The sequence below is a fragment of the Candidatus Lernaella stagnicola genome (assembly GCA_030765525.1).
Lineage (GTDB): Bacteria > Lernaellota > Lernaellaia > Lernaellales > Lernaellaceae > Lernaella > Lernaella stagnicola.
In genome coordinates this window covers 55,906-80,037 of the sequence record JAVCCK010000027.1, presented here as the reverse complement: position 1 = coordinate 80,037, position 24,132 = coordinate 55,906, and the positions used below count along the sequence as shown (strand labels likewise).

The window sequence follows — 24,132 nt, the reverse complement described above, 5'->3', positions numbered from 1 at the left end:
ATCCATGTTACGCATCGTCTGTCATGGCGGGGCCGGGCCCCGCGGCCCGGATTACGACAAACGCAACGCCGTGGTGCGCCGCGCCGCCCAGGCCGGGATGAAGATTATGCAAAAGGGGGGCGCCGCCGTGGACGCGGCCACCAAGGCGATTTCGATTATGGAAGACGCGCCGTTGCTCAACGCGGGCACCGGCAGCTACGTCCAACTCGACGGCATCGTGCGCATGGATGCATCGATCATGGACGATGCGTTGAAGGTCGGCGCCGTTATCGGCATTTCCGAAGTGCGCAATCCGATCCGCGTGGCGCGACGCTTGATGGATTTGTCTTTTCACTCGGTACTCGAAGGCGATCTGGCCACGGAGTACGCGCGCTCCGAAGGCTTCAGGCCCTACGATCCGCGCACCGATGAGAAGCTCATGCTGTGGCTGAACCTGCGCCGTAAATACCTGCGTGCCGATAGGCGCGACATGGTCGAGAACCTCCGTCGGGCCATGCCGCAGGAAGAGGCGCTGGGCACCGTGGGTTGCGTGGCGTTGGACGCGGATCACCATATTGCCGCGGGCACCAGCACCGGTGGATTGAAATTTGACCTGCCCGGCCGCGTGGGCGACGTACCCATGATCGGTTGCGGCACCTACGCCAGCGAGTTCGGCGGCGTGAGTTGTACCGGCACCGGCGAGTACATAATCAAAGTGTGCCTCGCCAAGTCCATCGTCGATTTCATGCGTAACGGCCACGACGCCATGCAGGCGGCCCGCCTGGGAATGGAGGAGTTGGGGAAAATCGGCGGTCGGGCCGGTTTGATTTGCGTCGACCCGCAGGGCAACATCGGTCACTGCTTGAACACCGAAGGGATGACATACTGCGAGCTGTCGCACGAGTAGGCCTGTTACTGGCCGCCTGGTGCCTGATGATCGGCCCCGCCTGGGCCGGCACGGCGGAGTTGCATATTGGCGACGAGGCCTTCCCGGTCAACGACGTCTATCGCGTAGGCGACGTCGTGTTTTTTCCGGCCGAGGCGTTGCTGGAAAAGTTGGGCGGCAAGGCGCAGTGGCACGCCGACAGCCGCCGCTTGACCATTCGCTTCGGCGACCGGCGGGCTTCGGCGACCTTGTTTACAACCACGGCCATCGTCGACGGCGGCATGATGGACCTGGGTGCGGCGCCGCTTTTTCTTGACGGGCGGTTATCGTTACCCACGGCGTTTTTCCTACGCGCTTTACCGAAGCTGACCGGTCGCGATGTGAAACTGGCGGCCTTGCAGCCCACCACCGCGCCGGCCGTCAGCCCGCAGTTGTATCTCGATAGCGCATTCGGCCGGCATCGCATGCTCAGCGTGAACCGCATCGTGCTTGACGCGGGCCACGGCGGACACGACCCCGGCGCTTGCAGTCCGCAGGGTATTCGCGAGAAGGATATCAACCTGGCCATCACCCTGGCGCTGGCCGACCGGCTGCGTCGCGAGACGACTGCGGCCGTGGTCTTGACGCGCAGCGACGACACCTTCATTCCGTTGAGCGAGCGCACGGGCATGGCCAACGCCCGCGGGGCCGACATGTTTGTGAGCGTTCACGCCAATGGCGCCTACCGGCGAAGCGCGACGGGTTTTGAAGTGTATTTTCTGTCGTTGACATCATCCGACCAACGGGCCGCCGCGCTGGCCGCCGCCGAAAACGGGCCGGAAATCCTCATGCCTCTGCCCAGCGAAACGCCGGGGGACGGCGACGATTTGGATTCGATTCTCAAGGACATGATTCGCACCGAGAATCTTGCGGCGTCCGAGCGGTTGGCGGTGGCGATGCAGGCGCGTTTGGATTTGGCCATGCGGTTGGAAAATCGGGGCGTCAAACAAGCGCCCTTTTTCGTGTTGGCCGGTGCGCAGATGCCCGCCGTGCTCGTTGAAGTCGGTTTCGTCACCAACCCGCGCGAGGCGAAACTACTGACCGAGCCCGCTACGCAGAAACGTATCGTCGACGCATTGTTTGACGCGATTCTGTATTACGACGCCGTCAACGGCCTCGCCGAGTAGCTATGCGGATCGCCGGCTGCGTCGCTGCGTCCGGCGGATGATTGCCACCAGAATCAAGATTCCCAAACCGGCCAACAGCAGCCACGGCGCCATCACCACAACCACGGTAATCACACCACCAAAAAATGCCATCAAGGCCCGCAAGCTTCCCTTGAAATGGGGGCCCGCGTTTTCCATGGCGTTGAGCAGCGGCGCAAACACGCTGTCGGGCGGCGCGATTTTCTGCATCACTTCTTGGTACAAGTGGACCTGCAAGGTTGAATACGCGACGCGATCGTCCATGCCGTGCAATTGGCCCTTGAGACTTTCGATCTCGTAGCGTAGGCGGGCCAGTTCTTTCTCGACTTCCAACAGGTCGCGAAAACGATAGGTCTTCTCGGCAATCTGCTGCTCCAGGCGCGCGGCCAGTTTTTCTTTCGTGGCGATACGCTGCCGCAGGTCAATCCAAGAATCCGTGACGTCCTGCACCGTTACGCGCTCGCTTTCCAACACACCGAGATTGCGCAGGGTGTGCAGGAAATCGCCGAATCCCTCCGCGGGCAGTCGCAGCGTGATATTGAGTTGCCGATTGCCCCCGGCGCGTTGATGCAAAACGTCGGCCACGTAGCCACCCGCCGCCGTAACGCGGGCTTCCAAGTCGCGGCGGGCGTCGTCGACGCTTTTGACGCGAACGGTGACTTCACCCGTGCGGATAAGCTTTCTGTTGACCAGCGCGGCCCGATGTCCCATCTGTTCCGGGTCGGCGGCTTCCTCCGGCGGTTCGCCGCGGGCTTTGTCGTCATCCTTGCTGTGCTCCGACACGGGGGCCGCGGCGGGCGCCGCCCATTGGTCGGGAGCATCGGCCAGGCATCCTGCGAAAAAAGCCAAGGCCAAAACGGCCACCACCGCAAAGTATGAACGGCGCATATCGGCACCTCCGTGATTTGGTCACTGAGCTGGTTTTGACAGATGCCGAAGACGGAAGTTCCAGGTAAGAAAAAGGCGCCCCGCGGGGCGCCTCGTTGGAACGGTTGGTTTGTCGCCGATTATTAACGCGGCGAGTAGAACTGGCCTCCGGTGACACCCATGTCGTTGCGCGTGCCGTCCAGGTCGTTGAAAGCCCCTTCCGGGTTGCCCGCATTAATGCAGGGTGAACCGGTCACCAAGGTGAAGTCCTCGTCGACATCGTCGCTTGCGCCCCACAGGAAAATCGCCGCGCCCGCGGGCACCGCGCGCGAGTACGCCGGGCTGAAGGTGATCGTCGTGCTGGTTACGTCCGTAATTTCCCGGGCGACACCGTCATTGTCGATCTCGATGTACTCGCCGGTGGTGTACTCACCCGCGACGGCGACTTCCAAGGTCGTGGTGGTACCCACGGCGTCGGTGCGGTCGAAGCCGCTGGGCAAATGGGTGATCATCGGGTCGGCCGAGATGTTGCCGGGTCCGGAACCGTCGCCGGTGGAGTAGTTGTTGAAGGCGATTTGGTCACCGGGAACGCCCGCGAATACGGTGATGTCTTCGAGGTCGTTGTCCAAAACGATGTTGTTGTATACCTGCGGCTCGCCCGTGGGGCTGGGCGGCTGGAAGCTGAAATAGAGTCCCGAACCGTCGCAACCGAATACATCGTTGTTGAAGATCCGCGGCGAGGGTTCCAGGGAACCGCCGGTTTGATTGACCAGCATATGAATGCCGTCATCCGACGCGTTCATCACGGCATTGTTCAATATCCACGGTACGAATTCCAAATCAGAGAGTCCGTTGTTGGTGAACTCCAGCAAGATGCCGTTCTCACCGCCGACCACGAGGTTGTTCGAGACTCGATAGGTCCCGAACGAAGAGTCGCCGGCATCCTCGATCGCCTCGAGGAACACACCCTTCGCGTTGGAGACCAGCGTGTTTCGCTCGAGGAACACCGTGGACTCGTCGCCGCCGTTGGTCGAGTTGATGTGAATGCCGTAGTTGGCTGAGTAAACGATGCGGTTGTCGCCGATCTGCACGAATTGGCTCGCACCGGGCGAATCCGACGAGAAAAAGATCGCTGTGTCGGAAGAAGCGACGATCGTGTTTTCGTAGATCTGCACCGCGGCCTCGCCGTTGTCGCTTACAATTGAAATGCCTGTTTCCGCGTCCTCGATCGTGTTGCCGAAAGCTTGCGCGACCATGCTTCCGCCGCTGTTATGCGTGATGGAGATCGGCTCTTCGACCGCGTCGAAATGGTTGTTGAACGAAACCACGATGACCGAACCGGATGTCGAGGTGACACCGGTGATGCCGTTGAGGCCGCCGACGAATTCACTGTGCGCAATCTCGCCGATCGTTTGATCCGTTGCCGACGCCGTGACCGACACGCCGATGGGGCAGGCGTCGAAAACGACATTGGCCGCCGCAGTCAACCCGGGGCCCATGACGATGCCCGTCGCCCCGCCGCATGAAAGCGAAAATGCGTCGATCATCGTCGTGGCGCTGGCGGTTTCGAAGGCCGTGCCGGAGGACGGATTCAAGGTGGTCAGGTACGCGTCGATATCGCGGGTCCACGTGCCCTTGCTTGTGTCGTTGTGCCAGCCGCCGTAGATGCCGACCAAGTCGTTGACCGGCAGGATACCGCCGACATAGGTGCCCTCGGCGATGTAGATATTGGTGGTGACCGCCGCTGTTCCTTGCAGTTCGTCGTTGGCCTGGTCGAGGCTTTCAAATGGATCCTCGGCCGTGCCGGCGGCTGGATCGGCGCCGTTGATCGCATCGACATAGAAGGCGTCGGCCGCCACGGCGCAATTGACGAAAGAGTTCTCGTCTTCGTTGCCGCTTTCATCTTCGGCGCGCACGGAATAACAGTAGAAATCACCCGAAGCGAACCCCGTCACATCGTATTCCAAATTCGCGGTCGTGTAGGCCGGGGTGTCGTAACTCATGTTGTTCGGGTCGTCGGTTTCGTAAATGTTGTAGATGATGTCTTCGCCGTCGGGATCCACGGCCTCCAGCCATTCCAGATGGATGAAATACCCCTTAGTGCCGTCGTTGCCGCCGTAAAGGCTGCGCAGGGCGGAGAATATCGGGACGCCACCGAGCGACGGCGTTGTGTCGTCGTCATCATTGTCATCATCGTCATCGTCATCATCATCGTCATCGCCGGGTGTCGTGTCGTCGTCGTCGTCGTCGTCATCACCGGGTGTGGTGTCGTCATCGTCGTCATCACCGGGTGTGGTGTCGTCGTCGTCGTCGTCGCCCGGCGTGGTGTCGTCATCGCCCGGCGTCGTATCGTCATCACCCGGCGTCGTGTCGTCGTCGCCCGGTGTCGTGTCGTCGTCATCATCGTCGTCATCGCCCGGACCCGGCGTCGGCATGTCGTCGTCGTCCGTGGCGCTCGCGTCGTCGTCACCGCCCAAGTTGGCCGAGTTATCGTCACCGCCGCCACCGCAGGCGGCCAAACCAGTTAGTAAAAATGCGAGCGCCAGCCAAGCGCCGACGATCGCCATCCATTGTTTACGGGTCATCATGATAAACCTCCAAACTATCGCCACAATGCGCGACCATCCTGTAGGGACGCCCGGGAAAAGTCAAGAAAGCGAGCAGAGGTCAACCGCCGACGGGCGTACCTTCCACCTCGTAAACGGCATACGATCCGCTGCGCCAGACGCGGTGAAAAGGCAGGTTGGACCACGTCACGCGATCCCCCTCGGGCAACTTCAATACGGGGTGAAAATCCATCGCGTCGGGCAACCGGTCGTACACGAGCAGCTTAACTCCCGGCGCGCTAAGCAGTTGCCGCAGGTGGCCGACATTGATGCGGCCGCTGTCGTCGTTTGTTTGCGCCAAGCGCCGCGCGGCGGGCGGGATGCGGCCATGCACCAGCAAGAAGCCTTGGTCGCGGGTACCCAGCACAACGCCGCGATCGCCGCGGTGCGTGGTCAACCACTCGGCGGCCTGGCGCAAATCGGGCCTGGCGCGGAAGCGTTGATTGTCGACCCGCACCTGGTACAGCGCCGGCCCGGCCACGAGCAGCACCAAGGCGACGCCCATCAAGATGCGTGACGCGCCGGCGAAAGATTCCTGCACCGAAGCCATATACAAACCGGCGAACGGCAGCAGCATCATCGCCAACGCGGCGGCGTACTTCGTTTCGTTGGTGCCGAACGCGCCCATGGTCGTGCGCGCCGTGAATACCGCCAGACTCAAGGCGAACGCGACCAGAAGCCACAGCCCGCGACGCTGTCTTACCGCCACCGCCGCGCCGCAAAGCGCCAAGATGGCCGGCACGGGCGCGGTTGCCACGGCCACGATCCTCGGCCACGCCGTCAAACGCGACACGAGGCTGACGTTCTGCATGTGCACCTGGCTGACGCCGCCGGCGACGGACAGAAAATGAAACGGATGCCCCGTGATCGACCATTCGTACACCAGCCAGACCACCGGAAACGCGCCGAGCAAAAGCGCCACGAGCCAGCCGCGACGGCGGTCGTGCCACAAGGCAAAGGCGGCGAGTACCGGCAAGAGAATCCACGCCTCGAAACGGGTCGCGGCCGCCAGATTCATCCACAAGACGCCGGTCCAGGCAGCGCGACGATCGCTTACGCCGGCGAGCCACGCTTTGCCGAAGCGTTCGAAGGCCAGGGCGAGAAACAACAGGTACGGCGCCACTTCCAGCGACACGACGCCGACCCGCACGCCCAGCGGGAATACGGCGTAAGCCAATCCGCTCCAGACCGCGGCCCGCTCGCCGAACCACCGCTCGGTCAGTCGCACGAGCGGCCAAAAGGCGATAAGCGCGCACAAAAGAGAAAGCAGACGCGGGGCGTGAAGCAGATCGCCGCCGATCAGCCGCAGGCCGGCCAGCAAGTAAAAGTGGACCGGCGGGTACACGGGATCGGGCACGATACCGCCCCGCTCGATCCAACCTTCGACGAACAAGGGGCGGTCGAAGGCGTTGTGGTGGTAGTCGATGCCGTTGTCCGAAGCCGCGAAGGCCCAGACGCGAATCAACACCGTTGCAGCGAACACCACCCAAAGCCAGCGCGATTTGCCCATGCCGAAATCATAAGTTAGGTTGACCTGCGAAACCAGCCAAGCGGAGGCAAAGAAAGTTTATGTCCGGATCCATCACCGATGTGTCGGGCCTGCGCGTCGGCCACGCGCACGACGCCGTGGGTCGCACAGGCGTTACCGTCATCTGGTGTGATCCGCCCGCCGTCGGGTCGGTGGATCGCCGCGGCGCCGCCGTCAGCACGCGGCAATGCGATTCCCTATTGCCGCAACACTTGCTGTCTCGCGTGGACGCCGTCGTCTTGACCGGCGGCAGTGCTTTCGGTTTAGGAGCTTCTTCCGGTGTGATGGACGCCCTCGCGGCGCGCGGTGCGGGTATGCCCACTCCAGGGCGCCCGGTGCCGATCGTCCCCTGCGCGGCGCTTTTTGATTTGGGCTTCGGCAGCGGCGAGGCGGTCCCGACTCCGGAACTGGCCGCCCAAGCCTTCGCGGCGGCCGGCATCGAAACGGCCGAGGGTTCGGTCGGCGCGGGACACGGCGCGACGGTCGGCAAACTCTTCGGGCTGGCCGGCGCGATGAAAGGCGGCGTGGGCACGGCCTCCCGGACCAGGGAGGACGGCTTGGTCGTCGGGGCCTTGGCGGCGGTGAACGCCTGGGGCGATGTGATCGACAGCGCGACCGGCGCGATTGTGGCGGGAGCGCGCGAACCCGGCGGCAACTTTGCCGACATCGCCCGCGTGCTGTCCACCCGCCCGCCGGCGCAGCGTCCCGGCTTTTCGATGATCGACAACACCGTGCTGGTCGTCGTGGCCACCAACGCCAAGCTCGACAAGAACCTGGCCGGATTCGTCGCCCGCATGGCGCAAACCGGCTTGGCGCGAGCCGTGCGGCCCTGCCACGGCCCCTACGACGGCGACGTGGTGTTCGCCCTATCAACCGGCAACCAGGGCGCCGACCTGCCCGCGATCGGCCAAATGGCGGCCGACGCCGTGTCCGAAGCGATTGTGCGGGCGGTGCAAAAGGCGGACGGTTTCGGCATTCTACCGGCCGTGAGCGATCTCTAGGCTGAGCGACCCCACCACCAAACGACTTGCCCCACGAGGCAATCCGCGGCCTCTTCACCGGTGGAGATCACCATGGCGCCGCGCTTGATCGCCGCGCGGTTTTCCGGGTACCCGACCACGTAATCGATATCCCGGAAGTGGCACCAGCGCACCGCCACGCCGCCGGGCACGCGGAAAGCGCAAAGCTTGCCGTTAAGCCTTTTCGGATCGCGCTTGCCGTGGTCGACAGCCACGATGCTTCCCTTGGCCAGGACCGGCTGCATGGCGTCGTCTTCCACCCGCACGCAGGTCAGCATTTCGGGGCGGGGCGCCCAATCGGTGTGGATGACGACGAAATCCTCGATGTCGTTGGCGCTAATTTCGCGCGGCGTGCCGGCGGCCTTTTCCTTCGACAGCAGCGGAATGGGCACAAAGCGCTCGCGTTCCAGATCGCCTTCCAGCGCGTCTTCGGTTTGGGCATAGGCTTCGCTCGCGGGCGCCACGCGCAAGACCACGGGCCCGTGAATGCTCTGTTCCCCGGTCAGCAACCACAACGGATCGACACGGTAGACGTTCCACAGCGACACGAGAGCCTTGGCGTTGGGCAGGCTTTCCTCGGACAGCCAGTTGTGCACCGCCTGATGATTCACGCCGATGGCCTGCGCGAAACGCCGCACTACGCCGCCCGCGTGGGTCTGGATGACGTCGTGCAAACGTTGCCCGAAACTTTTCTGTCGTCCTTTAATCATGTTCCCGCTCTGTCTAAAAAAGTAGATAAGTTCGCTGGTTTGATTTCTACCCTTTTTGACGGCTGTCGGTCAACGCCGCGGTGGCCGTTTTGCCGCGCCGGTCCTTGCCGTATACTGGCGGCGTCCCCGAGCGAAAGGAGTCCTGTCCGCGTGAGCGTCACCTACGAGCAGGCGCGCGCCGCCGCCCGCGAAAAAGCGGTCCAGGCCGATTACGGCAGCCCGTTTCGCCGCGAGTTGACCACGCGCGTGCCGCCGCTGATTCGCCGTTATTGTCCGTCCGCCGCCGCCGTGCTCGACATCGGTTGCGGTTCGGGCCGCTACGCGCTGTTTTTCGTCGAGGCGGATATCCGCGGCACGTACACCGGCGTGGACATCAGCGACGAGCGATGGGACGACCTGCCGCTGCCGCCCGAGTTTCCCGGCACCCGCCGCCAAGGTGACGCGCACGAGTTGGGGTCGCTGGGCGACACGTTCGACTTCGTGATCTCCCTTACGGCCTTCGAGCATTTCGCCGACGATCACCGCGTAGCGCGGGGTATGGCCGAGGTGATGAAGTCCGGCGGGCGCGCGTTGCTGGCGGTGCCGTCGCACTATTCCTATCCGTTGTACGGAAAGCACGGGTATCGCCGTTATTCGGCCGGCGCGGTGCGGCGGCTGGGAGTCCAGGCGGGCTTGGAGGTCGAGTATCTGCGGCGGGTGGGCGGCCCGGCGGGTTGGTGTTTTCATTTCCTGTGGTTTTTCCCGGCCAAGGCGATGCAGCTTGCCGCCAAGGCCGTCCTTTACGGTCTATACGGGATGAACCGCGACCGGGCACGCTCGCGTTTCCCCGGCCTGGTTCGCGCCCTCGACCGCCTGGGTCAACATCACTTGGGTTGGCGATGGGGACGCGCGCTACATCGGTTTTGCCTGCGGGCCGCCGCGGCGATCGATGCCCTCGTGCCGCTTCTGCCGGTGGGCTACCTGGCCGTGTTGCGCAAGCCTTGAGCTTGCATCACCCGGCGGTTGCCCCTATTTTTGAAGGCCCTTTTTTACGGAGATCGAAGTGAGCACCACGCAGCCGTCTCTGCTCTCGCGCCTGAAAGGCAAGCTTGCCGTGGGCATTGCCGTGGGCGGCTTGGTGTACCTGGTGATGATGCTCTACTCCGGCTGGGGCGAGTTGAAAGACGCCTTGGCGACGTTCAACTGGTGGCTGTTTCCGCTGTTGCTCGTGTTGGCGTTCGCCAATTACATGTTCCGCTTCCTGAAATGGCATTTCTACCTGGGCCGGTTGTCGATCGATCTGCGCCGGTCCGACAGCCTGATCGTGTTCCTGTCCGGGTTGGTCATGACGATCAGCCCCGGCAAGATCGGCGAACTGCTCAAAAGCGTCTTGCTCAAACAACTCAAGGGCACGCCGATCAGCGTATCGGCGCCGATCGTGGTTGGCGAACGCATTACCGACTTCGTCGCCCTGGTGTTCATCAGCCTGGCGGGGCTGACGGTCTTCACCGTCGAAGCGTCAAGCCTGTGGGTGCTCAGCGGTTTCAGCCTGCTGCTGCTGGCGTTCGTGGCGTTGATCAGCAACCGCACGCTCTCGCTGGGGTTGATCGGCCTGATCGAAAAACTCGGCCCCCTGCGCCGCGTCGGCGACAAGCTGCACAGCATGTACGACTCCACCTATCGCCTGCTGCGCTTCTGGCCCCTGCTGGTGGCGACCTTCTGGTCGGTGCTGGCGTGGCTGTGCGAATGCCTCGGTTTCTGGATCACTCTCTCAGCCTTTACCGACGACCCGCAATTGCTCGCCGCGGCGTTCATCTACGCTCTGGGTACAATTCTCGGCGTGGTCAGCCCCGGCGGCTTGGGACCGACCGAAGCGAGCATGATCGGCATGCTGCAAAGTCAGACGATCATGGGAGCGGCGAAAATGACCAAGGCCCCCGCTTCGGCCGCGACGCTCATCATTCGTCTGGCGACGTTGTGGTTTGCGGTGGCGGTCGGCGCGGTGGTGTTGATTCTCTTCCAAGGACGCTTTGCCGGGGCCGCCGACGAACTCGAGGCCGAATTGGATCGCGCGCCGGCGCCGGAGAATCCAGCCGAATAGGCGCTAGTTGTATGCGCGTCGAAACGGCCATTCAATCGGCACCGTTAATTTCGCGCAGTTGAGCTAAGGCGCCGCGGGGTCGATCGCGTAGAGATTACGACCGGGCAGGCGGGCCAGCAGCGTGGCGTGTTCGACGTCGTCCAGCAGCAGGCGGCTGCGATCCGGGTCCAGCCGTGCCGCCCCATGTTCAGGTGATGTCAGTTCCGGAAGATGGGCGGACAATTGCGCCGCCGCGTCGTCATCCGCCGCGCCCGGGACACGCGGGATCAACAAACAGTAGGAGCCGTTCAGCGGCGCATCGGCGGCGGCAGCGGAGACATGCCGGCGGCGGCCGCGAGCCCGCCACAAATAGAAATCAAGCACGCAATCTCTTCCCCACGGAAACAGGCGGACCAACGGCAACTCGCCACAGTGCCGCGTGACGGCCTCCGCTACGATATCCTCCTCGGTGCGGGCGTTATCCGGGCGCGGGCGATAGGGATTGAGCGCCCCGTTTCGGAAGGCCGAGAAGTAGTCGAAGGGCTGCGCCGTGTCGGCGGCGACAGTTTTGGTACGATGCCAAAGGCGCTCGTAAGCGTTCGCATCGACGTATAGATAGGCCCCATAGGCGCTCGCCAGCGCGACGAGCATCCAAGCGGCAATCAGTGCGCGCCGCGGCAGTCGAGCCGCCACGGTCGCCGCAAGCACGTACGAAGCCGGCACCGCGCCGAGCAGGTAGTATTCGTTGCGTTTGGGCAGAACGCTCAGCGCGAGCATTGTCCCGAACAGCCAGATCAACGGCACCGCGACCCGCCGCGCTTCTTTGCGCCGCAGGGCGACGCCCGTCGCCGCCAGGCAGGCCAACGCGATTACCGGCCCGACCTGCAGCAACGCCCAAATCGACGGATAGCCCAGCAGCGCCGCCGGGCTGAACCCGCCTTCGACGCTTCCGGTCCCGCCGAGTTCGTGAGTGAAGTAATCGGCCTGCAAACCCGCGAAGCGCGGATGCAACAGCGGAATCAGCAGCACCAACCCCAACGCCCACAACGCCGCCGGAAGCCAACTGCGAGGTTCCGGCGTCTCCCGCCGCCTGAGAAGGCCCGGAGTCAGCACCGCCAGGCTCGCCAGGCCGTAGGTCAACACGGCTATCGCGCCGGTCGAAAACGTGGCGCGTGCGGCCACCGGCACGGCGACACACAACGTGGCCACAAGCGCTAACCAGCTATCCCGCGGGCGGCGTATCCAAGCCAAACACGCCACGCCCCCGGCCACGCCGGCTTGCAGTGCGGCCAGATCGGTGAATTCCAACGCCGAGCCCAGCGTGACCGGCGCCGCCAGCGCCAACCATGCCGCCAGGCCGGCCGCGGAGGGTCCGCCCCAACGCCAGGCCAGCGCCGCGACCGAGATCAACAACACGATCACGAAAAACACCTGCGGCCAGAGCATGCCGCGCAGGGAAGCACCGCAATGAGTGCCGGTCCACGCGGCGGCTCGCACTAAGGGGTTGTCGAGTTGCAGGTCTTCGCTTAGAGAGCCCGGCACGTCGCGGCCCGCGTCTAGGGCGGCGACGATATCGCACACCAAGAGCGCATCGCGGGACGGCAGCCGGGGCGTGATTTGCCCGGCCAGCCAAACCCAGAGGAAAAAGGCGGTAATCACCGCCGCGGCCACCGTGGCGACGGCCGAGACGTTGGCGCGTCGAGTTGTGTTCATCGTCGACTACATACTACTTCGCTCAACAAAGCGCCAACCTGGCATTAAAAGGGTGGAATATGTCGCACCGCTCGCGCACACGTGCTGGACAGCGCTGTCATAGACCGCTAAAACCACCGGAGAGCCGTATAGGAGCGACATGAAACCCGGTAGGGAAGTAAAAAGCACGGAAGTCATCGTGGTTGGCGGCGGCGCCACGGGTTGCGGCGTGGCCCGGGACTTGGCCGAGCGGGGCCTTGGCGTCGTGCTTCTTGAGCAACACGATTTGGCGTACGGCGCTACCGGGCGCTGCCACGGCCTGCTGCACAGCGGCGTGCGCTACGCGGTCACCGATCCGGTCGCGGCGCGCGAATGCATCGAAGAAAACCGCATCATCCAAAAGATCGCCCCCCACTGCACCGAGCCGACCGGCGGATTGTCCATCGAACTGCCCGGCGACGATCCGAGCTATTACGATCAACTCCGCCGCGCCTGCGATGAGGCGGGCATCCCCTGTGAACCCCGGCGTGTGGAAGACGTGCTGGACGGCGAGCCGCATCTGAACCCGCGCCTCACGCGGGCGCTTGCCGTGCCCGACGCCAGTGTCGATCCCTTTCTGCTGGCCCAGGAAAACGCCCGCGCCGCCGAACGTCACGGCGCCACGATACTGACCCACAGCGCGATGACGGCATTCGTCCGCGACGGCCGCCGCGTGATCGGGGTGCGTTTCGACGACGGCGACGGCGAGCGGGAAGTGCGCGCCCCCCTGGTCGTGCTGGCCGCGGGCGGGTGGTCAATGCCCCTGGCGGCGCTGGCGGGTGTGGAAGTTAGTCTGGCGCTGTCCAAGGGCAGTTTGGTGATTTTCAACCGGCGTTTTTGCGACCGGGTGATCAATCGCTGCCGCCGGCCCGCCGACGGTGATTTGATGATTCCCAACGGGCCCACGAGCATCATCGGCACCACGAGCATTCGCGTACCTTCACCCGACGGCTTGGGCATCGAAGAAGCCGAACTTGACCTCATGCTGAACGAAGGCGACGACATGGTGCCGGGCTTCGCCGCTTCGCGCGCGCTGCGGGCTTACGCCGGGGTGCGGCCGCTCTATCAGGAAAGCGGCCCCGGGGTCGACGGCCGGGCCATCAGCCGCGGCTTCTTTGTGCTCGACCACGCCAAGCGCGACGACGTCCCCGGCCTGGTGAGCATCGTCGGCGGCAAACTGACGACCTACCGACTCATGGCCGAAAAAACCGCCGATCTCGTGTGCGACATTCTCGGCGTCCAACAGCCGTGCCGCACCGCCGAGACACCCTTGCGGACCGCCGAAGCTCGGGATCCGTACTCCCGTTTCGACCGCCTGGCGAAAATCGGCCACACCAAGCCCGGCGATATGATCTGCGAATGCGAGATGGTCGACCGCGACATGATCGAGGCTATTCTGCCCGAACTGCGCGGACGCGCCGACCTGACCGATATCCAACACCGCACCCGCCTGGGCATGGGCACCTGCCAGGGGGGCATGTGCGCTTTTCGCGCCCTCAGCCTGCTGGCCGAGAAGGGGCTGGTCGAGCCCGGACGGGCCCGGCCCGTATTGCGTCGCTTTCTGGAACAGCGTTTCCACGGCATCGCGCCCGTTTTGTGGGGCGACCAGTTGCGCGAGGAAGCGCTCAACTACGCGATTTACGGCACGCTCATGGGCCTGGACCGAGAGGGTGAATCGTGACGCGCGTGTTGGTCATCGGCGGCGGCCTGGCCGGGTTGACCGCAGCGCGTGAAGCGGCGCGGCGCGGCGCGGAGGTCACGTTGCTGACCAGCGGGCAGGGGATGCACCACCTCTTTTCGGGCTGCATTGACGTGCTGGCTTATCCGCCCGGTTCCGCCGCAGCGAGCGAAGTGCCCTTGGATGCCGTGGCCGAAGTCGCCAAGACGCACCCGCAGCATCCCTATGCGAAGGTCGGCGTGGAAACGGTGGAGTCGGCGCTGGAGGATTTTCGGGAAGCCGTCGCGGCGCAAGGCTTGGAATATCGCGGCGACGGGCGAAGGCTGGTTCGCGTGTTGACCGTGTTGGGCGCGGCGCGACCCACCGCGTTGATCCCCGCCACGATGGACGCCGCGGCCGAGAGCATCCGGGTCGTGTGCAACATCAACCTGTTTCAAAACTTCTCGTCCGAAATGCTGGCGCGGGAATTGTCGGTCCGCCACGGGCACGCCGTTGCCGCGCTGGATTTCCAAGCCGAACCGCTGCGACGCGATCCCTTGGGTGTCGCGGTGATGTTCCATGACGAGCGCTTCGCCGAATTGTTCGGCCGCTTCCTCGAGCAGCACGCCGCAGGCCAAACCGTGGCCGTGCCCGCGCTGCTCGGCCGCCGCGAAGTCTCGCCGCTGGTAGCTGAAATTGAAGCGACCTTCGGCGGTAAGTTGGTGGAAGTCCCCGGCCAGCCGCCCAGCCTGCCGGGATTGCGCCTCTTCGCCGCGTTGCGCCGGGGCGTGCTCGACGCCGGCGTGCGCATCGTTCAAGGAGCGCGGGCGGTGGGGCCTCTGGAAGACCCGGCACGCTTGCGGGGCGTGATGGTCAAGGTCGGCCATGCGCAGCGCGAACAGCGAGCCGACGCGGTCGTGCTGGCCACCGGACATCTGGTCGGCGGCGGCATCATCGGCGACCGCGCGGGGCTGCGCGAACCCTTGTTCGATTTGCCGGTAAGCGGCGAGGCCGGGCCGCCGTTTTTCAGCAAGCGCTTTCTGGACCCCGGCGGTCATCCGTCCTTGCGCACCGGCGTGGCGGTCGACGAGTCGCTGCGTCCGCTTGTCGACGGCAAGCCGAAATACGAGAACCTATTCGCAGCCGGCGACATCCTGGCGGATTTCGATCCGTACTGTGAACGCTCCGGCGGCGCCGTGGCTTTGGCCACCGGCATGCAGGCCGGGCGGGAAGCGGCAGGAGGCGGATCATGACTCGGCGTAAGTTGATCGAACCTTTGCGGCCGGACGACCTGTACGACGCTTGCATCAAGTGCACGGTTTGTGTCACGGCGTGCCCGGTCGCCCAGGCGACCGACGCCTTCCCCGGCCCGAAGCAGGCCGGTCCCGACGCTCAACGGTTTCGCGGTCGCGGCGAGGCGGTCGAGGGCGATTGGATCAACCTGTGTACGGGCTGCCACCGCTGTCAGGTCGCTTGCCCGGCCGACATTCCCATCGCTGAAATCAACATTTTCGCCAAGCAGCGATACGCCGCGGCGCGGGGCCGGGACCTGCCGACGCACCTGCTGACCAACGCGTTTCGCTTCATGCCGCTTGGCTCGCACCTGGCGTTTCTCATCAACCCCTTCTTGAAAATGAGATGGTCGCGTTGGCTGGCCGAGAAACTGTTTGGAATTTCCCGACACGCCCCCATGCCGCTTTTCGCGCGGCGGCGCTTTGCCACGGAGGCGCGGCGTTATCAGGGTCATCCGGCCAAGCGCAAGGTCGCCTACTTCTACGGTTGCTTTACCGACAGCAACGACCCCGGCGTCGGCCGGGCGGTGCTCCGCGTGCTGGAGGCGGCGGGGGTGGAGGTTGTCATCCCCGAGCAGACGTGTTGCGGCGCGGCGCTCATCGGCGGGGGGAATCTGGCGGCGGCCAAGAAGCAAAACGAAAAAAACATGGTCTCGCTGCGGCGGGCGTTGGACGAAGGCTGCGAAGCGATCGTCGTTGGCTCGCCCTCGTGCACGCTTGCGCTGGCGCAGGAAACCGCTGCTTTGCTGGGTGTCGAGGCCGCCGACGTACAATCCAAAGTGCTGGATTTGTTCACGTATCTCAAGCAGTTGGACGACCTGGGCGAACTGCGCCTGTCGCTCAAACCGCTACCCCAATTCGCCGCCTTTCACGAGGCCTGCCACTTAACCGCCCTCGGCCACGGCGCCAACGCCCCGGTGATCCTGAGCCGTATTCCCGAATTCGAAATCCGCACCCTCGACGCGGGCTGTTGCGGCCTGGCGGGCACTTTCGGCCTGAAACACAAGACCGCCGATCTCGCCGTCACCATTGGCCAAGAGGTGCGTGAGCGCGTGGCGCAGTGGAAACCGGACGTCGTTTTGTCCGAATGTGAGGGCTGCCGGATGCAGATCACTCACCTGACCGGCGTGCCCGCCAAGCACCCGGCGGAGATTCTGGCGGCCGCATTGGAGACAGCGGACTAATGCCGAACAAGGGGATGTGATGGCCAAGCGAATCGCTGGAACCACCGCATTATTGTTGGCGATCGTCTTGTTGGTAGCGGCCGGTCTCTGGATTCACAACCGCTTCCGATACAAGATGTTTCACTCGCTGGCTCCGACGGCCGAAGCAACCGACCGGCAACGCAACATGGAAAACAACCGTCAAGTGTTAAACCGGTGGGCGGCCGAGGGCCGCGACCCGATGAATCTTTTCAAGTCGATGTCGTTGCTGCCGACGATGGCAGACCTCGGACTCAAAGACGGCGACGTGATTGCGGATATCGGCGCGGGCACCGGCGCTTTTGAGATTCGCTTACTACGCGGGCAGGTGGATGTCGCTAAAATTTACGCGGTGGATACCGATGCGTTGTCTTTAGAATTCCTCCGAGCGACGTTGGATGCGTTCACGCTTCCCGGCGAGGATCGGGTTCACCTAGTTCATTCGCGTCCGGAGGACGTGATGTTGCCGGAAAACCAAATCGATGTCGTGACAGTGATCAATTGCCGCCTGGGTATAAGGGACCTTGAAAAACCTCTACCGCAGAAAGACCTCGAAGAACGCAACCGCTTGTACCAATCTATCTACCGTGCGCTAAAAAAAGAGGGCCACGTGACAATGGTCGAGCCGGTCCGCGAGGCGAGTTTCAAAACCTATCCCGTTGAGTACCTGACCGCGCCTTTTTTTGCCAACGGTTTCTGCTTGGAGTCGCACCGGATCGACACGAAGCTGTATCCGCAGTACTACTATTTCCCGATTCGCTATCATGTGATGCGTTTTCGTCGGCACGACGCTCCTAACCTGGCGGAGGATGCAGTTTGCGGTTCTTGACCCGAGATCGCGTAACCAACGTGTCGCTGGCCTTGGCTTCGGTGGTGGTCGCGGCGGCCATCGCGTTGGGTTATTGGCACTTGCTGAACAGGGAACTGGCCGGATACCGGGGTGTCAAGGATTACCAACTGGAGAAAACCCGCGAGCGCGAGCAGCGGCGGCGGGAGATCATCGCCGTGCCCGCCGTGCGCGAACGAATTCTGGCCAAAGAATTCAAAGACCTGCCCGAACCAGGCGATATCCGCGTTGATTTGCAGCTATTACGCATCTGGCAGCATCTGTTGGTCGGGTGGCTGGCGGTATTCGGCCTCGGCGCCGCGCTATATGTACTATTTTCCCGCCGCAAAGTGCTTTGGCGCAGGTTGATGCTCGGGGCGGCGGTCGTGCTCGGCGCGAGTCAGGCGCTGCCGTTGATGCTCCTTCCGGCCGAAGCTCTGAAGGTTTTCTACCGTTTCGGCATTTGGTTGATTGCCGCGGCGGCATTGGTTTTCTTGGTCGAGGTCGTGCGCGAGGTGATGGCCGCGCGCCGCGCTCCCACCGATGCGCCGCCGGCGCCGTAAGAAGGATTCACTGTGCAGGCCGTGCTTTCCTGGCTGAAAGAAAAGAACCTGGACCCGAAGGTTCTCGAGAACGACGCCGATCGACCCTGGTGGGGCGCGCCGGCGTTGGCGGCCGGGGCGGCGATTGTTTTCTACGTCCTATATTACCTGTACAAGTCCGGCCCGATTTATAGCTTCATGCCCGGCGACTTCAACCAGACCGCCAACGCTCGCGGGTTGGGCACCTTCCTGGCGGTGATGTGGGCCTTTGTCGTGGCCGGGTGGTTCGTGCCGGCGGCGTACAAGCGTTCGTTTTTGCTGCTGGTTTCGGTTTGCACCGCGCCGATACTCATCCCCTGGCAAACCCTGGTCGTGATGCCGATCATCGGCCTGGGCCTCTACCACCTCGTACGCTCCGGCTTACCGAACAAGGCGAAATGGGCGGCGCTCATTTTGTTCTGGGCGATGTTTTTCTTGGCGTGGCGCGGGCATCTCAAGCCGCTGATCGTGCCGCGACAGATGCATGTTTTCGCGGTGGTCGCCTTCTTCGCCATCTTCCTCAAAAGCGTTTACTACCTGTTTGAAAAGACGAATCTGCTCGCCGGGAAACCCGAAGAGCAGTCGCTGCTCAACCTGTTTCTTTACCTGTTCGCCGGGCCCTTTTTCCTGGTGCCTTACCACATCAAGCCGATCGGCTACGCCTACTTCAACAACCAGTTCATGGCGCGCAAGCGGACACTCATCGCCCGCGACGGCGTCATCCTGTTCGGGCAGGGGCTGCTGTATCTGATCATCCGCACGACGCTGTTTTCCCACTGGCTCGACTGGCAGGGACCCACGCCAATTCAAGACCTCGCTTCCGAACTGCCCGGCTGGCAGATCTTGCTGTTTACGCACTATAACTTCTTGAAAATATTCCTGGAATTGGCCGGCAACGTGTATCTGATCATCGGCCTGTGGCGGATGTTCGGCTTCGACCTCAAGGCCGATTTCTACTTCCCCTTCTTCGCCAAAAACCTGCTCGAGCACTGGCGGCGGTGGAACATCTACAACCGCGATTTCGTCGTGGCGATCATCTTCAACCCCGTGCTGCTCAAGACCGGTCGCAAGATCGGCAAATACGCCGCCTACATGCTGGCCTGCATTCTGTGTTTCTTCATCGGCCTGGGGATCTTCGTGCACCTTGTCCCCATCAGTTTCTACCGGGGCAACATGTCCTTTGCGTATCCGATTCTCGTGCGCTCCGGCCTGCTGGGCGTGCTGACGGGGCTGAACATCTGGCTTCAGTTGTTCATGGCCCAGAAAGGGCGAAACCGGCGTCTGCGGGAAAAAATCGGTAAATTCAAGCTGTTGGGGCAGGTGATCGGCGTCGGGAAGATCTATCTGACTTTCTTCCTGATGTCGTGTATTTATATGGTACAGCAAGGGCTGACATCCGGTCTCAACTTGACCGAGATCATGCGCTTGCTCGGCGGAATTTTCTACTAGGAAACAAGGACCGGTCGACATGAGAGCTTTTCAAGCGTCGGTTCAAGAAATCCCCGGCTTCACCGGCCTCCGGCCCATCGGCAGCGGCGGCATGGCCGAGGTGTACCGCGGCACCCGCGACGCCGACGGCAAAACGGTGGCGCTCAAGGTGCTCAAAGACATCGCCTGCACCGGCCCCTTCTGCGATTACGCCGAACGCTTCGAACGCGAGGCCCGCACGGCGATTTCGCTCCGGCATGACAACCTGGTCGAAGCCTACGACATGGGCCGCCTCGACGACGACCGGCCGTATCTGGTTATGGAGTTCATCAACGGCCTGTCCGCCGACCAGAACGTCCACCTCGACGGCCCCATGTACCTCGAGCAGGCGGTGGCCATTTTCGCCCAGGTCGCCGACGCCCTGGCGTATATGCACGAAAAGGGCTACGTGCACCGCGACATCAAGCCCTCGAACATTTTGCTGACCGCCGACAGCATGGCCAAAGTGAGCGATTTCGGCCTGGCCAAAACCGCCGACGACCCTTCGGTCACCATGGCGGGCGGCATCCTGGGCACGCCGCACTACCTGGCGCCGGAGCAGATCAGCCGGCAAGCGCCCATCGACCGCCGTTCGGACATCTACAGCCTGGGCTGCAGCCTGTACTTTCTGCTGATCGGCGAACCGCCCTTCAAGGGGACGAGCATTCCGCTGGTGCTCACGCGGCAGTTGACCGACGCCATCAGCTACCCGGCCGACTGGACCGACGAGTCGCACCGGCGTGTCATGAAGCTGATCGACCGCATGACCGCCAAGCAGCCCGCGAGGCGTTATCAGGACATGCACGAGGTGATGTACGACCTGGCGTGGGTGGTCGGCGAAACCGAATCGCCCCTCGACAGCGGCATCTTTCACGAGCGTGGCGCGGACGAAGCGCCGCCGGCCGAGGTGGTCTCGCCCAACTCATCGGTGGGCTCGTCGGGGCCCGAAGGCGGTCAACTGCTGCAACTGCCGCCGGGTCGGGTCGTGTTCTACGAAGATGACATCGCCGACGCGGTGTACTGGTTGGTCAGCGGGCAGGTGGAGGTGATTCGCGGCGGGCGGCGCCTGGCGGTGATCACGCAGCCGCGCAAGGTGCTGGGCGAGATGGCGTTGGTGCGCGGCGCGTTGCGTTCAGCGACGGTGCGCACGCTGACCGAGAGTGAGATCCTGCGCATCGGCACCGACGAGTTGACGCTTTTCCTGTCGGCCAACAAGAAGCTGATGCATGCGATTTTGACCGACATGGCCGAGCGCATCGAACTGACCAGCACGCGCCTGCTGCGCGCTGAATCGACACTCGACGCCCTCCGCCAAACCCTTGCCGACCTCGCCGACCGCCTAGCCTCCGGCGAACTCGAGCCTTCCGATCTGCTGCCGATTCTAAAGAGCCTCGCGGTGGACGACGAGACGTTAAGCTAGCGCCTCAGCCGCCGCAGGAACCGCCGCCGTCGTCATCATCATCGGTGTCTTTGGTACCGTTATTGGCGTCGTCGTCGCCGTTATCGGTGTCGTCATCGGTGTCGTTCGCGTCATCATCAGTGTCGTCACCGGCGTCGTCGTCACCGGCATCGTCGCAGGAGTTGGCGCTCTCATTGCACGTTTTGTCGGCGGCGCAGGGGTCGCCGGCGGACACGCAGGCTTTGTCGGATTCGTTGCACGACTCGTCGCCGTTGCAGAACAATCCGTCCTCTTGGCAAGGGACGTCGACTTGTTTGCAGGTTTGTTCGTTCTCGTGACAGATTTCTTCGCCCGTGCACCACAGGCCGTCGTCGGGGCACGGTTCTTCGCCCGGCGAGCAATCGTCTTGGGTGTCGCAATATTCCGCGCCGTTGCAGAAAACGCCATCGTTGCAAAGATCATCCTGCGCCAAGAAGGTGCAGCCGTCGGCCGGATCGCAGACGTTTTGCGTGCAGTCGACGTTGTCTTCGCAGCGGGTGTGAAAGAGCGTAAGCAAACACCCGGTGGCGGGGTCGCCGGTCGCTGGGTCGCAGGTGTTGTCGGTGCAATAGAGGCCATCTTCGCAGCGCGAATCGAGAGATTGAATGTAGCAGCCGGTTCCGGATTGACCGTTGGCCGGGTCGCAGGAATCATCGGTGCAACTAAAGCCGTCGGCGCATCGGGAATGAATGGGCTGGAAATTACAGCCCGTGGCCAGTTGGCCCTTGCCCGGGTCACAGGTATCGGTCGTGCAGGTAAAGTTGTCGTCGCATCGGGAATGAATCGGCGAGTTGGAACACCCGCTGGAGGCGCTGCAGACATCGTCAGTGCAGTCGTATCCGTCGTTGCAGGCGCTGTTGACGGGCGTGTTGCGGCAGCCGATCACGGTGATGCACTCGTCGGTCGTGCAATTGACGCCGTCGTTGCAGCGCGAGTTGATAGCTTCGTTCCGGCAGCCACGGGCGCCGTCGCAGTAATCTTCGGTGCACGAGATACCGTCACTGCACAGCGCGGCGCCGCCTTCGTCGACATTTCCGTCGCAGTTGTCGTCGACTCCGTTGCAGACTTCGTCGGCACCGGGATTGATGTCGCTGTCGCCGTCGTGGCAATCGCCGCCAAAACAGGTGACATTCGGCGAACCGTCGCCGTCGTTATCGCAGCGGGTGAAATACACGGGATGCGTCGCGGGACAACCCAACAGGTTCAACGACATGATCATCCAGCGAAACGATCCGGTTTCCCCGACGTTGGCCATGTTAACCATTTTTGATAAGCGGAGCATGGCGCCGAGCTTTTGAGATGCCGACGAACTGGCCGCGTCCCAGAATTCCCGGTCGTAGCAGGCGCCGGGCCCGTTAGTCGAGCCGGCCCAGTACCACCCGTACCGGGAATTGCTGACGATCGAATACGCCCCTGCTTCGGTGTTCATGACGAGTTCTTCCCCGACGCTGTCGGCGTTGTAATTGCCGCTCCCGTCGGAGTTGTCGAACGCCACGAAATTGCATCCGTCGCTGAAGATGAAATACGGGTCGTCGTTGGTCACGACGCTGCCTGTGTAATGAATGTCATCCGGCCTGATGCCGCACCAATAACGCCAACTTGAATGACCGCTGTGGTTGATGTTCCTGTACGAGTCGCCGTTCATCGCGTTCAGGGTCGCGCTATTCGAAAACGTCCTGTCGCGGTTATACAACGGCAAGAGCGAAAGGTTGCCCCAGCCGCTGATCAGATTCCACACCGTGTCTTTGTTATCGCCGCCCCAAGTGAGAGGGTCATCATCCAGTTGCTCGCCGAGCCAAAGGAAGCGCTGCGTGTGTATCCAATTGTGGTGTGCGATGAGCTTTTCGGTCGACCGGCGCGCCTGGCCGATGGTTTCAATGGGGAGGCGACCGATCTCCACGTCGCCGAACATGTCCACATCGCCGCCGTTGCTGCCGTCGGTATGCTCGCCCCAGGTGGCGTCGCCGTCGTAATTCCACGAGCCGTCCAGACAGGAGTAGTAGTAATCACAAGGGATTTGGAAATCCACGACAGGGCCGCTGGAGGAGTTGACGTAGCCATAAATGCCGCGGCGTGGAATGACGACGTCGGCCAAATCCGCGTCGCCGGCCAACAAGACGAACAGGGCGAAGTGGTTTTCGTAACGATTGCGAACAAACCGGCGGATTTCGTCCGGGTAGTCCACTCCCTGGTAGCTATTGTAGATGTCCTGGATGTTGGTTACTGAGGCATAATTCGGGTTGCCCATGAAGCCGTTGATGTGATCGGCATACTCGAGCATTTTATCTTCCATGAGATCATTGGTGATGATGACATAGGGATTGGTTGTCTTGGGCGCGGATACCTCCGGCTCGAAATACTCCAACTCTCCGGGGTTATCGACGAAAATTTTGATTTGCTCTACATCTTCGGGGATGCCGCGGTAGGGCAGCCTGTCTCGCTCTTGGGTTTCGGGCCCGATCGTCACCCGGAGCGTGAAGTTTCGATAAAAGGATACGGTTTTTCCCGCCTCGTCGTACTGAAAGGGGAATAAATTGATGAGGGCGATTCCCGCGCCTCGGAAAAACTGCACCGAGTGAAATTCGTGTAAGTCGCTCGGCAAATCGTTCCGAACCGAAACGCCGTCCGCCACAGGTGAATCCGACGCGTCGCCACCCCACTGCGGCGAAGGCAACGGCGTGACTCTCAGTTCATAGAAACCGTCCAGCTCCGCCAAGGCGCCGGGGATCACTTCGATGGCTTCTACTTGCGTATCCGGCGGCAACAGAACCCTGGCCGTACGCATGGGAATCGCATAGGAGCCGGGGCGCAAATACTGAATTGCGTCGTCAAAGGCGAACTCGCTGATCCCTGACTCTGTGCTCTCGGTCAGGTTGTCAAACGAGTAATCGAGTTCGATGAACTCTGCGTGCGCCGAGGAAAAAACACCGGACGCAACGCACAAAAAGCAAATTATCGCGATAACAAGGCTAGTTCTTCGCATCGGCACCGCTCCCCCATCGACAAAAGCGTAAATAGTAAACACGCGCTTCTGGTCTGAGAAATAAGAGGACCCGCTTCATGGTGACGATTCTTTTTGAAAATTCTCAAGCGGCGTCAA

General features: G+C 62.7%; 18 protein-coding genes. 12 read left to right on the top strand and 6 right to left on the bottom strand.

What is annotated here, in order from left to right; translation table 11 throughout:
- The first annotated feature begins 4 nt into the window (after positions 1-4).
- Positions 5-886, top strand: a complete 882-nt coding sequence (locus P9L99_12120) for an isoaspartyl peptidase/L-asparaginase (GenBank protein MDP8224098.1) — start codon at positions 5-7, stop codon at positions 884-886.
- Positions 887-912: 26 nt separating this feature from the next.
- Positions 913-2,031 carry an N-acetylmuramoyl-L-alanine amidase gene (locus P9L99_12115; GenBank protein ID MDP8224097.1) on the top strand — a complete coding sequence of 373 codons (1,119 nt, stop codon included), beginning with the start codon at positions 913-915 and terminating at the stop codon, positions 2,029-2,031.
- Here the strand turns inward: P9L99_12115 and P9L99_12110 are convergent, their stop codons facing one another.
- The 3 genes from P9L99_12110 to P9L99_12100 all read right to left on the bottom strand — a co-directional run bounded on the left by P9L99_12110 (position 2,032) and on the right by P9L99_12100 (position 7,032).
- Positions 2,032-2,937: a DUF4349 domain-containing protein gene (locus tag P9L99_12110; GenBank protein ID MDP8224096.1), complete on the bottom strand. Its 906-nt coding sequence runs from the start codon at positions 2,935-2,937 to the stop codon at positions 2,032-2,034.
- 122 nt (positions 2,938-3,059) lie between these two features.
- Positions 3,060-5,504 (bottom strand): hypothetical protein, encoded by a 2,445-nt coding sequence (locus tag P9L99_12105; GenBank protein ID MDP8224095.1) that lies wholly within the window; start codon positions 5,502-5,504, stop codon positions 3,060-3,062.
- Positions 5,505-5,583: 79 nt separating this feature from the next.
- Positions 5,584-7,032 carry a glycosyltransferase family 39 protein gene (locus tag P9L99_12100; GenBank protein ID MDP8224094.1) on the bottom strand — a complete coding sequence of 483 codons (1,449 nt, stop codon included), beginning with the start codon at positions 7,030-7,032 and terminating at the stop codon, positions 5,584-5,586.
- A 59-nt stretch (positions 7,033-7,091) separates the two neighbouring features.
- Between P9L99_12100 and P9L99_12095 the strand changes: the two genes are divergently transcribed.
- A complete protein-coding gene (locus P9L99_12095) occupies positions 7,092-8,051 on the top strand; it encodes a P1 family peptidase (GenBank protein MDP8224093.1) in 960 nt (319 codons plus the stop codon).
- On the opposite strand, the gene P9L99_12090 is transcribed toward P9L99_12095, so the two are convergent.
- Positions 8,048-8,779: a S24 family peptidase gene (locus P9L99_12090; protein ID MDP8224092.1), complete on the bottom strand. Its 732-nt coding sequence runs from the start codon at positions 8,777-8,779 to the stop codon at positions 8,048-8,050. The genes P9L99_12095 and P9L99_12090 overlap by 4 nt on opposite strands.
- Positions 8,780-8,929: 150 nt before the next feature.
- Between P9L99_12090 and P9L99_12085 the strand changes: the two genes are divergently transcribed.
- Complete coding sequence (locus tag P9L99_12085; protein MDP8224091.1) at positions 8,930-9,763, top strand: class I SAM-dependent methyltransferase; 834 nt, start codon at positions 8,930-8,932, stop codon at positions 9,761-9,763.
- A gap of 58 nt (positions 9,764-9,821) precedes the next feature.
- Positions 9,822-10,859: a lysylphosphatidylglycerol synthase transmembrane domain-containing protein gene (locus P9L99_12080; GenBank protein MDP8224090.1), complete on the top strand. Its 1,038-nt coding sequence runs from the start codon at positions 9,822-9,824 to the stop codon at positions 10,857-10,859.
- A gap of 63 nt (positions 10,860-10,922) precedes the next feature.
- On the opposite strand, the gene P9L99_12075 is transcribed toward P9L99_12080, so the two are convergent.
- On the bottom strand, positions 10,923-12,551 hold the full coding sequence (locus P9L99_12075) for a hypothetical protein (GenBank protein ID MDP8224089.1): 1,629 nt from the start codon (positions 12,549-12,551) through the stop codon (positions 10,923-10,925).
- Positions 12,552-12,690: 139 nt separating this feature from the next.
- On the opposite strand from P9L99_12075, the gene glpA reads away from it, so the two are divergent.
- From glpA to P9L99_12040, 7 genes are read left to right on the top strand one after another with little or no spacing between them, the layout of a single operon-like run.
- Positions 12,691-14,250, top strand: a complete 1,560-nt coding sequence (gene glpA / locus P9L99_12070) for an anaerobic glycerol-3-phosphate dehydrogenase subunit GlpA (GenBank protein MDP8224088.1) — start codon at positions 12,691-12,693, stop codon at positions 14,248-14,250.
- On the top strand, positions 14,247-15,479 hold the full coding sequence (gene glpB, locus P9L99_12065; GenBank protein MDP8224087.1) for an anaerobic glycerol-3-phosphate dehydrogenase subunit GlpB: 1,233 nt from the start codon (positions 14,247-14,249) through the stop codon (positions 15,477-15,479). Before glpA ends, glpB begins: the two co-directional genes overlap by 4 nt.
- A complete protein-coding gene (locus tag P9L99_12060; GenBank protein MDP8224086.1) occupies positions 15,476-16,702 on the top strand; it encodes an anaerobic glycerol-3-phosphate dehydrogenase subunit C in 1,227 nt (408 codons plus the stop codon). The genes glpB and P9L99_12060 overlap by 4 nt, the downstream gene beginning before the upstream one ends.
- 19 nt (positions 16,703-16,721) lie before the next feature.
- Entirely contained in the window at positions 16,722-17,549 is an 828-nt protein-coding gene (locus P9L99_12055; GenBank protein MDP8224085.1) for a class I SAM-dependent methyltransferase, read from the top strand.
- A complete protein-coding gene (locus P9L99_12050; protein ID MDP8224084.1) occupies positions 17,537-18,109 on the top strand; it encodes a hypothetical protein in 573 nt (190 codons plus the stop codon). Before P9L99_12055 ends, P9L99_12050 begins: the two co-directional genes overlap by 13 nt.
- Before the next feature lie 12 nt (positions 18,110-18,121).
- Complete coding sequence (locus P9L99_12045) at positions 18,122-19,576, top strand: hypothetical protein (GenBank protein MDP8224083.1); 1,455 nt, start codon at positions 18,122-18,124, stop codon at positions 19,574-19,576.
- A 19-nt stretch (positions 19,577-19,595) separates the two neighbouring features.
- Entirely contained in the window at positions 19,596-21,014 is a 1,419-nt protein-coding gene (locus P9L99_12040) for a protein kinase (GenBank protein ID MDP8224082.1), read from the top strand.
- A 4-nt stretch (positions 21,015-21,018) separates the two neighbouring features.
- On the opposite strand, the gene P9L99_12035 is transcribed toward P9L99_12040, so the two are convergent.
- Positions 21,019-24,015 carry a C25 family cysteine peptidase gene (locus P9L99_12035; protein ID MDP8224081.1) on the bottom strand — a complete coding sequence of 999 codons (2,997 nt, stop codon included), beginning with the start codon at positions 24,013-24,015 and terminating at the stop codon, positions 21,019-21,021.
- Positions 24,016-24,132: the final 117 nt, after the last annotated feature.